Here is a 12,923-nt window from a genome sequence, read left to right as displayed (position 1 = left end):
ATATCCGGAGTGAGGTCTACTTCTGCAGTGTGAACTGCGTGACGTCGAGGTGGCCGGCGCGGAAGTAGCGGGCGCAGCCGGTGAGGTACTTCCGATAGCGCTGGTAGACCTCCTCGGAGGTCAGTTGGACGGCTTCGGCGTGGTGGGCCTCCAGGGCGGCGGCCCACAGGTCGAGGGTCCTGGCGTAGTGGGGGCGCAGGGATTGGATGCGGGTGGTGCGGAAGCCGACGGCTTCGGCCTCGTGGGGGACCGTGTCGGGTTGGGGGAGCTGGCCGCCGGGGAAGATCTCACGTTTGACGAAGATGTGGAAGAGCGCGTCTTCGCGGGTCACCGGGATCTCGGCGGCGCGCAGGTCCGCGAGGGTGTGGCCGATGATGGTGTGCAGCAGCATGCGGCCACCGGGCGGGAGCATCCGGTGGCAGCGGGTGAAGAACTCGGGGTAGCGCTGCTTGCGGAAGTGTTCGAAGGCGCCGATGCTGACGATGCGGTCTGCGGTCCCGTCGAATTCCTCCCAACCTTGCAGGCGCACTTCGGCTTCGGAGATGCCCAGATCGCGGAGTTCGGCGCGGACGTACTCGAATTGGTTGCGGCTCAAGGTGAGTCCGATGACGCGCACGCCGTAGGTGAGCACGGCGCGAATCATGGTCGAGCCCCATCCGCAGCCGACGTCGAGCAGGGTCATGCCGGGTTCGAGCCCCAGCTTGCCGAGCGCCAGATCGATCTTTGCCAGTTGCGCTTCCTCCAGGGTCAGGCCCGGGCGTTCGAAGTAGGCACAGCTGTAGGTCATGGAGGGGTCGAGGAACAGCGCGTAGAAGTCGTCGGACAGGTCGTAGTGAGCCTGGACCTGCCGGTAGAAGGGCGCGAGCTGGGCCATGGCGATCTCTCCCCGGGTGTGCGGACATCGGAGATGTGGACATCCGGACATACGTACGGGCCGAGCCCCGGGTTCTACCTCGCGGACACACCGCGAACACGCCGCGCTTTTCACTCCGAAATCGCCATTCGACCTCGGCGTCAGGGCCCCGGCTGCTTTCCTGATGGGGAGTGCAGCATCGTGTCAGCAAACACAATTCGGAGGGTTGGGGACCGGCCATGCACCGCACCGGACACGAAGAGGTCCATCCTGGCAGGCCGTGGTTGTGGACGATTCTGGTGGGAGCGGTGGTGGTGGGACTGGCCACGTGGTGGATCAGACCGCAGTCGCTGAGCTGCAGTACGGCCGCGCCGACGACCACGGTCCGCACGCTGCCCGCGGCACCCGCGCCGAGTTCGGTTACTCCGCAGCAGATTCACCCTGTGGACGCGCAACCGCCGCAGGAACGGGGCGAGGCCCGGTTCTACGCCTTCGGTCAGGGCGTCGCCTGCTCGCTGCCGGACCTGCCGCTGGACGGCTATTACGTCGGGGTGCCGACCGACCGCTACGAGGGGTCCGCCCCCTGCGGCTCCTACGTCGATATCGACGGCCCGCTCGGCAGTGTGCGCGCCCAGGTCGTCGATCGCTGCCCCGGCTGCGGCCCGGACCAATACGATTTGAGCCGTTCGGCTTTCGACGCGATCGCCAACTCCGTCGACGGTGTGGCGCCGGTGCGGATCAGCCGCGTCCGCGACCCGAATCCGGCCCCGGAACTCTTCTACCGCGTCCAGCAGAGCTCGTCGACCAGCTGGATCGGAATCCTGTTCTCCGGCACCGGCAATCCCCTCGCGCAAGTGTCCTTGCGCCCGGATTCCGGCGGCGACTACCGCCCGATGCGCCGCGGTTACGACAACTACTGGACCGCGTCGGGCATGGGCCGGGGCCCGTTCACCGCCCAGGTGACCGACATCTACGGTCATGTCGCGTATGTCCCGGGGGTCGCGATCGAGCCGGGGCAGTTGCGCCGCACCGGAATTCGCCTCTACGACATCCCCGCCGAGCCGTCCGCCGCCCCGCCTCCGCCCGCGTCCCCGGTGGTGGTGACCACGGTGGTCACCGCCCCCGCGCCCTGCATGCCGTAACCGGCCGCCGTGCCCGCGGTATGGCATCATCGAGTGAAACGTGTTCCAGTTCGACCGCCGCGACGGTGTGCCGGGAGGCCCTCGATGACGAACCCCAGCTTGGATCAGACCACGCCCGCGGCACCGCGCCGCGGCCGCCGCCTGTCACCGCGCATCTCCCGGCTGACCGAGGTGCCGCAGGGTGCGATGGTGGAGCTGCCCGGCCGTGGCAGCACCTACGTGGTGGACCTGCCGGGCCCGGCCGCGGACGCGCCGACGGTCCTGCTGCTGCACGGCATGGCGACCACCGCCATGCTCAACTGGTTCCCGTCGCTGCGTGAGCTGAACGCCCGCTACCGGGTGGTCCTGTTCGATCAGCGCTGGCACGGCCACGGAATCCGTTCCGAGCGTTTCGATCTCGACGATCTGGCCGACGACGTGATCGCGGTCGCCGACGCCGTGGGCGTCGAGCGCCCGATCCTGGCGGGCTACTCCATGGGCGGCGTGGTGGCCCAGCTGGCCGCGCACCGGCACCCGGATCGGGTCGGCGGGCTGGTGCTGGCCGCGACCACCTACCGCTTCCAGGAGAAATGGCGCGAGCGCGCCTTCCATCGGGGCTGGTCGGCGACGGCGGCCCTGTTCTCGGAATGGTCGTTCCGCCGCGCGGAGCTGCGCCGCGACAAACTGCCCACGCTGCCGGAGTCCTCGTGGCCGGTGGGCCGGATGGATCGCTGGGCGATGGCGGAACTGCGGGCCACCAGCGGCTGGGCGCTCGCGCAGGCGCTCGCGGTGCTGGGGCGATTCGATGCGTCGGAATGGCTGCCGACGTTGAAGATGCCGACGGCGGTGGTGATCACCACGCGGGATCGGGCGCTGCCCGTGTTCCGTCAGCTGGAGATGGCGAAGGCGATTCCGGGAGCGGAGATCTTCCTCGCCAAGGCGGGCCACGCGGCCTGCGCACTCGAGGCGGACGTCTTTGTCCCGGTGTTCCTCGAGGCCGTGCAGTCGGTGGCGGAGCGGCTCTAGACAGTAGCCACTCGGTTCGGGCTCAGCCCTGCTCGCGCGCGGCCTTGAGCAGCGCGGTGATCACCTCGGGGACGGCGTCGGCGATCTTGTCCACATCGGGGACCAGTTCCTGGCAGGCGATGAAGCCGAAGTCCAGGTGGCCGTTGTTGGAGATCACGGTGGCGGTCAGGCCCGCGCCGTGGAACACCGGTCCGAACGGATACATCGACGACACCCGCACCCCGAGGAAGTACATCGGGAAGTTGGGCCCGGGCACATTCGAGATCACCAGGTTGTGCACCACCGGGTGGTGATCGGCCAGCTTGAACGAGGAGTACGCGCGCGCGGCGAGCTGGAAGGTGTTGGGCGGGGCGTACTTTCCCCAATCCTGGAGGAAGTCCGCGCCGATCAGGTGGTGCTCCTCCTTGGCCCCGCGATTGTCCTCGGCGATGGCCAGCACCCGGGCGACCGGATCCTCGATCTCGGTGTAGAGCCGGGCGAAGATGGTCGACACCTTGTTGGTGCCCTCCTCGTGGCGTGAGGTGTCGTGGGTGGACACCGGAACCGAGGCGATGAGCGAGGTTTCGGGCAGTTCGTCGTGCAGTTCGAGGTAGCTGCGCAGCGCGCCGCCGACGATGGCCAGCACCACGTCGTTGACCTTCACCCCGAAGGCGGTCTTTATCTCCTTGATATCCGACAACTCGGTCTGTTCGAAGGAGATGGCCCGATGCTGGGTGATTGCCCGATTGAACGGCGTGCGGGGCGCGGTGAACGGCAAAGGCATACCGCGGCTGCCGGATTCGCGCCGCCGCTGCACCAGCCCGCCCAGAATGCCGACCGTCTTGGGCACCATGCCGACCATGCCCAGCCGCCCGGGGAGATTCAGCAGCGCCTCCCCGGCGAGCTGCAGATCGGTGGGTTCGGCCTCGGTGGTGATATCCGCGGTGGGCGGGGTGTAGGTCACGCCCGGCTCCATATCGCACAGGTGCATCATCATATTGGTGCCGGTGATGCCGTCCACGATGGCGTGGTGGTACTTGGAGACCACCGCCACCCTGCCGTGCGGCAGCCCCTCCACCACCCACATCTCCCACAGCGGGCGGGAGCGGTCGAGGGGGCGTCCGGCGATGTCGGCGGCCAGTTCGGCCAGGCCGCGGTCCCCGGCTCCGCTGGGCAGCGCCAGCCTTCGCACATGGTAGTCGAGGTCGAAGGTCGAATCCCGCACCCAGACCGGATGATCGAGGTTGAACGGGACGGCGTGCAGCCGCCGCGTCATGGCCGGGATGAGGTGCAGCCGCCGGCCGAGTTCGGCCTTGAACGCCTCGTGCTCGTACTCGACCCCGTCGGCGGCGGGGTCGAGTATCAGCAATGCGCAGACGTGCAGCAGTTGGGTGTCTGTTTCGAGATAGAGGAAGCTGGCGTCGAGTCCGGTAAGTCGTTCCATGCCACCACACTATGAGAACTCGTTGTATTTTGCGTGCGGTTCGCGGTGCCCTCCGGATCCGGTCCGACGCCGTTTTGTTGCCCCAAAGTTGCACGTAGATAACAAGTTTCATGATGAAACGGTTGGGTACCAATCAGGTGTCTCTCCAGTGGAATTCGTTGCCGCGCTTCCGGGTCGTTCCTACCTTGGGTCACATGGTCCGGTGATCGTTCTCTAGTCAATGACAAGAGTCACCGGACTTCTCACAACGTCGTGAGAGGTGAGGACGATGGGCGACCGGAAGGTGCTGCTTCCTGGAAGATGGCGTACGGCATGGGGTTTCGCGATCATGCTGACGATCGCGACCGTGTTCGTTCCACAACCGAGGTCCCACGCGCAGAGTTGCGCCGATGTGGACGTCGTAGTGGCCAGGGGCACCGGCGAACCCGGCTGGCTCGGCGATCAGATCGGCGACCCGCTCTTCGGCGTCCTACAGGACCGGCTACCCGTCTCGGTGTCCGCGTACCGCGTGAACTACCCCGCCGACTACAGCTTCGACGTCGGCGCGGGCAGCGCGGACCTGGTGCGGCACTTGACCGTTCGGGCCGTCGCGTGCCCCGGACAGCAGTTCGTCCTGGTCGGCTACTCGCAGGGGGCGGCGGTCGTGCAGGCCGCGCTGGGCACCGGCGTGGTGTCCTGGTATCCGGGCCGCGTCCAGCTGCCGGATTACCTCGGCGACCGGGTCGCGGCGGTCCTGCTCTTCGGCGATCCCGTGCGCGGCCTGGGCTGGAATGTGCCCGGCGAGTTCCTGTCCCGCACGGGGGACTGGTGCGTCGGCGGCGACCCGGTGTGCGGCTCCGGCCTCAATGCCAACGCGCACGTCGCCTACGGCAGTGATCTGGTGGCCGCGGCCAATTTCGCCGCGGACCACCTCTGACCCCGGGGAGGGGAAGGGCCCGGCTCCCGGGCGGTCTCGGCGGACCCGCCCGCGAGACCCCGGAGCCGGGGCCCGGGTACCCGCGGTTCGCGAGTCGGCCCGGTGCGCCGTCCCCGCACCGGGCCGAACTCCGTGTGGCGCCGCTACGTCGCCGAGCGGGCCCGAATGCCGTTGCCGGACATGGTGTTCACCAGTTCAGGCCGGGAATCCGGTTGGTGATCCGGGCGGCCGGAGCGGGCAGGCCCATGAGCGGCTGCACGATCGGGGCCAGCGCCAGTAAGGGGCTGCGCGAGCCCTCCGCGGTGCCGCCGTCGGCCGCGGTGTTCTCGGCGTCCACCGCCGGTGCCGGGTGCGCGCCCGGCTGCGAGCGCGCCGCCTTGGACTCGCCGAACATCCGGTAACCCTGGTGCAGGATGGCGCGTTTCACCGACGGCATGACCGTGTCCACGAACTGCGCGAAGGTGCCGATCGGGGTGTCGATGCGGCTGGGCCGGTGTTCGAGCGCCCGCACCACGATGTCGGCGGCCTGATCCGGGCTGTGCACCGGAATCGACTTGTACAGATCGGTCGGCGCGATCATGGCGGTCCGCACCAGCGGCATGCGCACCGAGGTGAAGGTGATACCGGCGTCGGCGTTCTCGACCGCGGCGATCTCGCTGAAGTTGTCCAGCGCCGACTTGCTGGCCACGTACGCGGCGAAGCGCGGCACCTTGGTCTGCACCGCGATCGAGGAGATGTTGACGAAGTGCCCGAACCGGCGTTCCCGCATGGACGGCAGCAGCGCCAGGATGAGCCGCACCGCGCCGAAGTAGTTGACCGCCATGGTCCGCTCGAAGTCGTGCATGCGGTCGGTGGAGTTGAGCACCGAGCGGCGGATCGAACGCCCGGCATTGTTGACCACGTAGTCGACGTGCCCGTGGTCGGCGAGCACCTGCTTGACCAGCAGCTCCACCGACTTCTCGTCGGTGATGTCGCAGACGTAGGCCTGCGCCGCACCGCTGTCGGCCCGCACCGCGACGGCGGCGGCCTCGAGATCCTCCTCGGTGCGCGCCACCATGAGCACGGTCGCGCCGCGCTTGGCCACGGCGTGCGCGGTGGCCAGGCCGATGCCGCTGGACGCACCGGTGATCAGCACGATCCGGCCGTCGAGGCCGCCGTCGTGGCGGCGGGCGCGGTCCGGGTCGAGGTGGGTACGCCAGTACGACCACAACGTCTCGGCGTAGTCGTCGAAGGCCGGGACCTCGATGCCGGCGCCGCGCAGGTGCGCCCGGGTCGACTCGGAGACGAAGGTCGACTCGAACGCGGTGTGCGGGGCGACCTCGGCGGGAATGCCGAAGCGCTGCAACAGGAAATCGCGCACCGCGGGCACGCCCGGCAGTCCGCCCAAGGCGTGCAGCGCGGTCTGCGAGCCCGGCACGGCACCGATCGCGGTGGGGGCCCCGGCCGCGCGGGCCAGCGCGTTGTAGATCTCGGTGAACGGCTGCGGTCGCGGGTTGGTGAGGTGGAAGGTGCGGCCGATCAGGCCCGGCTTGGCGATCAGCTCGAGCATGGCCGCGACCACGTAGTCGACCGGAACGATATTGGTGGAGCCCAGATCCGGGATCGGTATCGGCAGTTCCGAGGGCAGCGCGCCCAGTCCGGCGATGGCGGGGAAGAAGTAGTACGGCCCGTCGATCTTGTCCATCTCACCGGTGCGGGAGTCGCCGACCACGATGGCCGGGCGGTACACCCGCCAGCGCAGATCCGCGGCCTCGCGCACCAGCTTCTCGGCCTCGAACTTGGTGCGGTGGTAGGGCGAATGCAGACCCTGGCCCAGATCGAAGTCGTCCTCGAAGAACTTGCCGCGGTGGTCGCCCGCGACCGCGACCGAGGACACGTGGTGCAGGACCGCGCCCAGCTCACGGGCCAGCGCGATCACCGAGGCGGTGCCCGCCACATTGGCGGCGTAGGTGACCTCGGCGTCGGCGGTCATGTCGTAGACCGCGCCGAGGTGGATCACGTGGTCGGCGCGGGGCGCGTCGTCGATCAGTCCCAGGCCGGGCGCGGTCAGGTCGCCGACCAGCGGGAACACCCGGTCTTCGGCGCCCCAGCCCGCCGCCATCTCGCGCAGCTTGGCCACCGAGGCCTCCCGCGTCAGCGCGTGGACCACGGCTTCCGGGTCGCGTTCCAGCAGTCCGGCGATGAGCCGCCGGCCGAGAAATCCGGTTCCGCCCGTGACGATGTAGGAAGTCATCGTCCCCTCCTTGATTACGAACCTGTTGATACCCAACGGGGTTCGTCCGACATGCGCCGGTGGATGCGGACGTTGTGTGAGTGGCCCCCTAGCAGAATGTCGGGCCGAGGTAGGAACACCGTCGTGCCTAACTAGCCGGTAACTTTACGGTCCGGCGGTGTGGCGTTCAACCTGAATGGCTCGGCGAGCCCTGTGTGACTGGTCACCTCAGGGCTATTCGAGTTGGTATGTGTGACAACGGGTTTGATGTAACTCAGGGGCGCACTCGGCAATTCACGGGCAACTGGTCAAATGTCCTGAGCGGGCGCTCACTTGTTTGGATTGCGAGCTATTTGCGGTCACGTGTCGACCCGCGTGCGGTCACTCGTTGACGCAGCGGACGTCCCCGTCGACCGCCTGGGCGACGACGGTGAAGGGCGGACACTGGCGGAGGTTGCCCCACTCGCCCTCGATGCACGAGTCGTAGGTGTGCGGATCGGAGGTCGGCATGCGGTCGCCGGAATGGCAGCCCCCGCTCACCGGAGTCGCTCCCGCGGAGCCCGCGCCCAGCAGCGGCGCGCTCAACGCGATACCGGTGACAACAATCCCGATTGCCACTCGACGGCGATTCATCGACCTCCACCTTTCCTCGGTGTTACTGATCAGTAAGTACCGAGTTCAGTATGACGATCGGTCTACCACGGAGTGAAGCCGACAAGAGTCACACTTGCCGTGACCGGGGAACGACCGCCGTCCCGTCATGATTCGAGTCACACGGGAGCGCGGCGTGCGGGGGTCAGCGGCAGCGGCCGCGGAAGACGCTCAGATCGATGGCCTCGGCCATGGCCTGGTACCCGGCCGGGTTGGGGTGCAGATTGTCGGCCCCGGCGTAGGGAGGCGCGAGGACGTCGGGGTTGGTGGGATCGCGCAGGGCGGCGTCGAAATCGATGACGCTGTCCGACAGGGTCTGGGTGCGGATCCACGCATTGACCCGCTGCCGCACCGGCCCGGCGAGGGGCAGGGTGGCGATGCCGTCGGAGAGCGCGTTGCCGGCGGGCATGATCGTGCCGAGATGGACCGCCAGCCCGGCGGCGTGCAGCTGCGCGATCAGATCGGTGTAGCCCGCGACCAGCTGGTCGAAGTCGACGCCGATCGGGACGCCGAGATCGTTGATGCCCTCGAGGACGATGACGTCGGTGACCCCGGCCTTGGCGATGGCGTCGCGCTGCACCCGGGTCACGCCCGCCGGGCCGAACTGCGGGATCAATCCGTCCCGGGTGACCCGGTTTCCGCTGATCCCCGCGTCGACCACGGTGAACGGCAGGCCCGCCTGGTCGATGCGGCGTTGCAGGAAATCGGGGTAGCGGACATTGCGGTCCACCACGCTCGGGTCCTGCGGCACGCTGAGGTAGGTGGCACCGACGTAGCCGTCGGTGATCGAATCCCCGAACGCGACAATGGTCGAGGTGGTGCCGGGCGCCTGCACGTCGAGGCCCGACAGGAACGGCATCGAGGTGGTCGGCAGCGGCAGGGCCGCGCCGGACGGGTCGTCGGTCGAGTCACCGGTGAGGGGCAGGCTGTAGTAGCTGGTGGCGTTGGCGTTGAAGTGCTCGGTCGGCAGCACCGCCAGCCCCGGCGCGTACATGCTCACCGCCAGCGGTCGAAAAGCCTCGAACGACAACTCGATCGGATCGCTGACCACCTCGCCGCCCGCCGGCACGGTGACGCGCGAGCTCGCGTCGAAGCTCACCTCCCGCAGCGTCTCGGCCCGGATCGCCGCCCCCGCGGCCTGCTCGGCAATGGTGACGTGCGCGAATTCGACCGGCACCGGCCGATTCTGGTTGCTCAGATGAATCCGCAGCACGGACCCGCCCAGGTGCGGTGTCGCGACCAGCCGGAACGTCTGTCCGCCCACGTGTGCCTGCGGCACCATCGACGGATCCACCGCCCCGAAGGCGTCCGAGGGCGCGGCCATCCATCCGCTCACCCACCGCGGCGCATCGCATCCCGGCGTCTCGGCTCCGGCCGTACCCGCCGGACCGCCGACCGTCATCGCGGCCGCGACCGCGACCGACGCCGCGACACCGGCATTGCGCACACCCCACCCACGACACGCCATAGCGACCACCATCACCCGACCGAACTGGACATTTCGGCCAACGTATCCGCCGCCGATCGACCGCGTGGCCGATTCTGGCAATTCACTGGTCCGCGGTCGGCAAAACCGCAGGTAGAAAAATCGGTGGGCAGGTGGGGAACTGGCCTGTTAGCGTGCTCGGCACCGTGACATCAGGCGAGGAGGTGAGACCCGTGCGGACAGTACCGATGTGGGGGCTCCCCCTCGTGGTCGCGGATGGGCGAACGAACTAGTCGTCGCCGGGAGCGCCTGTCTCAGTAGGCAAATCCCGAAAGGTGACGACCGATGAACACTAATTCTGTAGATATCCGCCGGGTCGCGTTGACGCGGTGGGAAGCCGTGGAGAACGACCTGGTGGTCGGGCGCGGCGAAGTATCCCGACGGCCCGATGGGCGGCTCTTCGTCAGTATCGACGCGTGGCACGACGCCGTCTTCGAGCAGCTCGCGGCGGCCCTGGTCGCCACCCTGCGACGGCCACTGCACACCGTGGTCGACGAGACCGACGGCGGACTGCTGTCCTGTTGGGGGCGAGCGGGTTTCGCGACCCGGAGGCGGGAGCGGGAGTACCTCGTGCCCACCGATCCCGCGACCACCGGACTGGGGGCCGTGACGCCGCCCCCGGACATCACGGTGGTGCCCGCGGGCAGCGCGGTGGAAGAACCGCTGCGCACCGTGGACCAGGTCATCCGCGACGAGATCGAATCGACGATCGGCTGGCAGGAGATGCCCGCCGAGATCCTGCGCGGGCCCGGCGGCGACACCGTGGTGGATCCGCGGCTGTACGTGGCCGCGGCGCGGGCCGATCACTATGTCGGACTGCTGCGCCTGGTCCAGGTGACGCGCTTGCCGCGCATCGGACTGATCGCGGTGCGGGCCGACGCCCGGCGTCGCGGCATCGGCCGGGCCATGCTGTCCCAGGCGCTGGGCGCCCTGCACGATCGGGGAATACCCACCGCGACAGCCGAAGTGAACGAGTCCAATACGGCCGCGCTGGCGCTGTTCGACAGCGTCGGCGCGCGCCGGGTCGGCGGCAACCTGGAACTGGTGCTGCGATGACGAATCCCGGCAGGAAGAGCAAGGGCATCGAGATCCAGGGCACCGTGGTCGAATGCCTGCGCGATGCCACGTTCACGGTGGAACTGCCCAATGGGCATCGGGTCCTGGCGCATATCAGCGGCAAGATCCGGAAGAACTACATCAAGATCCTGCCCGAGGACCGGGTGCTGGTCGAGCTGAGCCCCTACGACCTCACCCGCGGGCGGATCCTGTTCCGGTACAGGACATAGCGGCCGACGGGGCGGCGATGCGTCGCCGCCCCGTCGGTGCCGGGGCTATTGCGGCCGGTAGGTGTCCAGGGCGTTGGTGCGGTAGAAGTACTCCGCCTCCTGCTCGGTGGCATCGGTGGTGACGGCCTGATCGATGGTGGCGACCAGCTCGCTGTAGGTCCCCGCCATCGAGTCCACCGGCATGTTGGAGGCGAACATCAGCCGCCGCCAGCCCCACAGCGCCACACTCGATTCCAGCCAGTACTCGACCGTCGGCCAGGACAGGTCGCGGCAGATCAGTCCGAACCCGGACAGCTTGCACAGCCACTGGGTCTCCTTGGCGGCCAGGGAGATCGCGTTGTGCCAGGCGGTGCGGGCCTCGGCGGAGCGGCCCTGCGGGAAGCCCAGGTGTTCGAGCACCACGCGCAGGTCGGGGTAGCCCGCCAGGAAGTCGATCCAGTCCAGGATCTCGCCGGGCTGGGCGACCAGGTCGAAGACCGCGTCGTGTTCCTGCAGCCAGCCCGCGATGGCGTCCGCGGCGGGCGTGTTCGGCGACAGCCCGGCGAAGGCCCGGATGCCGCGCAGGCGCGGGGTGCGGGCCTGCTGGTCGAGGTGGTCGATCAGCTCGTCGGTGGGCAGCGTCGGGTCGATGCCGCCGACCAGGGCGAACGGGCGTGGGTCGGCGTCGGCGAGGCCGTCGGCCCACCGGGTTTCGGCCAGGTACGCGTGCGGCGCGGTGGTCGCCGACACGTGCACCAGCGCGTCCACCGCGATGCCGCCGAGGCCGCGATCGAAGTCGGCCGGTAGAAAGTTCTGCGCGATCTCGGGTTTTCCGGCATCGACGAACCTCGCCAAACTCGGGTACCAGGCGTGTGCGCTGGTGTCCCACAGGTGCATGTGGGCATCGACGAGGGGGACGGTGGGCATGTTGGCTACTCCTGGACCATGATGACGCCGCCGCTGACGCTGATCGAGCGCGATGGCTATTGCAGATCCATGAATAGTCGGTCAGCGGGAATTACGCGACACAATGTCGGCGATTCGGGTTCGGAACGCCTCGGGGGAGAAGGTGGCGGCATGCGCGCGGATGGTGTCGGCGCGATAGGCGGCCGGATCGAAATCGCGCATGGCCCGGGCGAATCCGTCGGTCACCTCCGCGTCGGTCCCGGCCGGTACGTGCTCGCCGGAGACGCCCGGAACCACGGTGTCCAGCGCGCCGCCCGCCCCGACCGCGAGCACCGGCGCGCCGCAGGCCATGGCCTCCACCGGGACGATGCCGAAATCCTCCACGCCCGGCATGAGCAGCGCGCGGCAGCGCCGGTACATGTCGAGCAGCACGTCGTCGGAGGCCGCGCCCAGGAAGGTGGTCTCCGGGCCCGCCATCGCCTCGAGCTGCTGGCGATAGCGCCCACCGCCGAGGATGACCAGGCGCACCCCCGCCCGCCGGGCCGCGGCGATGGCCAGATCGGGTCGCTTGTAGGGGACCAGGCGACCCGCGAAGAGGAAGAAGTCCTCGCGCTCGATACTCGGATCCGGGGCGAAACGGGCAACGCGCACCGGCGGATTCACCACCGAGGCGGGCAGCCCCCACCAGTCGCGGACCCGATCGGCGACCGCCCGGGAATTGGCGACCACGTGCGCGAGCCGAGGGGCGGCCCGCAATTCATTGCGCCGGGCCAGCGCGCCCAGTCCGGTCAGCACGGCCTGCCCGGCCCGTCCGCCCGCCTCCCGGGCCCGGAACGCGGGGTCCCAGGCCCAGCGGGCCGGGCTGTGCACGTAGGCGATCACCGGCGCGGTGGTGGCGAAGGCGGCCTGGGTCGCGAAGGCGTGATGGCTCACCACGACCGCGTCGTAGGAGTCGCCGAGGGGCAAGGTGCGAAAGGCCCTCGGCGCGAACGGGAGCAGCGGGGCGTGCGAGCGTCGCCCACCGGCCGCGTACGCCCGCGACAGCCAGGTGTCGCGCACCGGCC

At 69.0% G+C, this 12,923-nt stretch carries 12 protein-coding genes; 5 read left to right on the top strand and 7 right to left on the bottom strand.

Translation table 11 applies throughout. The features are described 5' to 3' along the window. Window positions 1-16: 16 nt before the first annotated feature. Window positions 17-874, bottom strand: a complete 858-nt coding sequence (locus ACWELJ_RS19990) for a cyclopropane mycolic acid synthase family methyltransferase (RefSeq protein WP_452367634.1) — start codon at window positions 872-874, stop codon at window positions 17-19. A gap of 422 nt (window positions 875-1,296) precedes the next feature. Between ACWELJ_RS19990 and ACWELJ_RS19985 the strand changes: the two genes are divergently transcribed. Both ACWELJ_RS19985 and ACWELJ_RS19980 read left to right on the top strand, forming a co-directional pair. Beyond that, window positions 1,297-1,995: an expansin EXLX1 family cellulose-binding protein gene (locus ACWELJ_RS19985; protein ID WP_452367633.1), complete on the top strand. Its 699-nt coding sequence runs from the start codon at window positions 1,297-1,299 to the stop codon at window positions 1,993-1,995. Between the two features lie 84 nt (window positions 1,996-2,079). Next, complete coding sequence (locus ACWELJ_RS19980) at window positions 2,080-3,000, top strand: alpha/beta fold hydrolase (RefSeq protein ID WP_452367632.1); 921 nt, start codon at window positions 2,080-2,082, stop codon at window positions 2,998-3,000. A 22-nt stretch (window positions 3,001-3,022) separates the two neighbouring features. Here ACWELJ_RS19980 and ACWELJ_RS19975 read toward each other — a convergent pair whose 3' ends face one another. Continuing rightward, window positions 3,023-4,423 carry a WS/DGAT/MGAT family O-acyltransferase gene (locus ACWELJ_RS19975; protein ID WP_452367631.1) on the bottom strand — a complete coding sequence of 467 codons (1,401 nt, stop codon included), beginning with the start codon at window positions 4,421-4,423 and terminating at the stop codon, window positions 3,023-3,025. 328 nt (window positions 4,424-4,751) lie between these two features. Between ACWELJ_RS19975 and ACWELJ_RS19970 the strand changes: the two genes are divergently transcribed. After that, on the top strand, window positions 4,752-5,339 hold the full coding sequence (locus ACWELJ_RS19970; RefSeq protein WP_452367630.1) for a cutinase family protein: 588 nt from the start codon (window positions 4,752-4,754) through the stop codon (window positions 5,337-5,339). A 187-nt stretch (window positions 5,340-5,526) separates the two neighbouring features. Here the strand turns inward: ACWELJ_RS19970 and ACWELJ_RS19965 are convergent, their stop codons facing one another. The 3 genes from ACWELJ_RS19965 to ACWELJ_RS19955 form a co-directional block, all read right to left on the bottom strand. After that, complete coding sequence (locus ACWELJ_RS19965) at window positions 5,527-7,572, bottom strand: SDR family oxidoreductase (RefSeq protein ID WP_452367629.1); 2,046 nt, start codon at window positions 7,570-7,572, stop codon at window positions 5,527-5,529. A 360-nt stretch (window positions 7,573-7,932) separates the two neighbouring features. Then, window positions 7,933-8,184, bottom strand: a complete 252-nt coding sequence (locus ACWELJ_RS19960; protein ID WP_452367628.1) for a hypothetical protein — start codon at window positions 8,182-8,184, stop codon at window positions 7,933-7,935. 163 nt (window positions 8,185-8,347) lie between these two features. Continuing rightward, window positions 8,348-9,670: a GDSL-type esterase/lipase family protein gene (locus tag ACWELJ_RS19955; RefSeq protein WP_452367627.1), complete on the bottom strand. Its 1,323-nt coding sequence runs from the start codon at window positions 9,668-9,670 to the stop codon at window positions 8,348-8,350. Window positions 9,671-9,973: 303 nt separating this feature from the next. On the opposite strand from ACWELJ_RS19955, the gene ACWELJ_RS19950 reads away from it, so the two are divergent. Together ACWELJ_RS19950 and infA are read left to right on the top strand one after the other, a co-directional pair. Continuing rightward, window positions 9,974-10,744, top strand: a complete 771-nt coding sequence (locus ACWELJ_RS19950) for a GNAT family N-acetyltransferase (protein WP_452367626.1) — start codon at window positions 9,974-9,976, stop codon at window positions 10,742-10,744. Further along, a complete protein-coding gene (gene infA, locus ACWELJ_RS19945) occupies window positions 10,741-10,974 on the top strand; it encodes a translation initiation factor IF-1 (RefSeq protein WP_452367625.1) in 234 nt (77 codons plus the stop codon). The genes ACWELJ_RS19950 and infA overlap by 4 nt, the downstream gene beginning before the upstream one ends. Before the next feature lie 45 nt (window positions 10,975-11,019). Here infA and ACWELJ_RS19940 read toward each other — a convergent pair whose 3' ends face one another. Both ACWELJ_RS19940 and ACWELJ_RS19935 read right to left on the bottom strand, forming a co-directional pair. Next, window positions 11,020-11,880, bottom strand: a complete 861-nt coding sequence (locus ACWELJ_RS19940) for an amidohydrolase family protein (RefSeq protein ID WP_452367624.1) — start codon at window positions 11,878-11,880, stop codon at window positions 11,020-11,022. An 81-nt stretch (window positions 11,881-11,961) separates the two neighbouring features. Continuing rightward, window positions 11,962-12,923, bottom strand: a 962-nt coding sequence (locus ACWELJ_RS19935) for a glycosyltransferase (RefSeq protein ID WP_452367623.1), incomplete at its 5' end; no start/stop codon positions are given.

The sequence above is a fragment of the Nocardia sp. NPDC004582 genome (assembly GCF_053602115.1).
This window is presented reverse-complemented; position numbering and strand designations above follow the sequence as displayed.

Bases quoted from the DNA above. Each gene is read 5' to 3' on its own strand.
- ACWELJ_RS19955 (WP_452367627.1), bottom strand. From the start codon at position 9,670: ATGGCGTGTCGTGGGTGGGGTGTGCGCAATGCCGGTGTCGCGGCGTCG.
- ACWELJ_RS19940 (WP_452367624.1), bottom strand. From the start codon at position 11,880: ATGCCCACCGTCCCCCTCGTCGATGCCCACATGCACCTGTGGGACACC.
- ACWELJ_RS19960 (WP_452367628.1), bottom strand. From the start codon at position 8,184: ATGAATCGCCGTCGAGTGGCAATCGGGATTGTTGTCACCGGTATCGCG.
- ACWELJ_RS19990 (WP_452367634.1), bottom strand. From the start codon at position 874: ATGGCCCAGCTCGCGCCCTTCTACCGGCAGGTCCAGGCTCACTACGAC.
- ACWELJ_RS19950 (WP_452367626.1), top strand. From the start codon at position 9,974: ATGAACACTAATTCTGTAGATATCCGCCGGGTCGCGTTGACGCGGTGG.
- ACWELJ_RS19975 (WP_452367631.1), bottom strand. From the start codon at position 4,423: ATGGAACGACTTACCGGACTCGACGCCAGCTTCCTCTATCTCGAAACA.
- infA (WP_452367625.1), top strand. From the start codon at position 10,741: ATGACGAATCCCGGCAGGAAGAGCAAGGGCATCGAGATCCAGGGCACC.
- ACWELJ_RS19965 (WP_452367629.1), bottom strand. From the start codon at position 7,572: ATGACTTCCTACATCGTCACGGGCGGAACCGGATTTCTCGGCCGGCGG.
- ACWELJ_RS19970 (WP_452367630.1), top strand. From the start codon at position 4,752: ATGCTGACGATCGCGACCGTGTTCGTTCCACAACCGAGGTCCCACGCG.
- ACWELJ_RS19980 (WP_452367632.1), top strand. From the start codon at position 2,080: ATGACGAACCCCAGCTTGGATCAGACCACGCCCGCGGCACCGCGCCGC.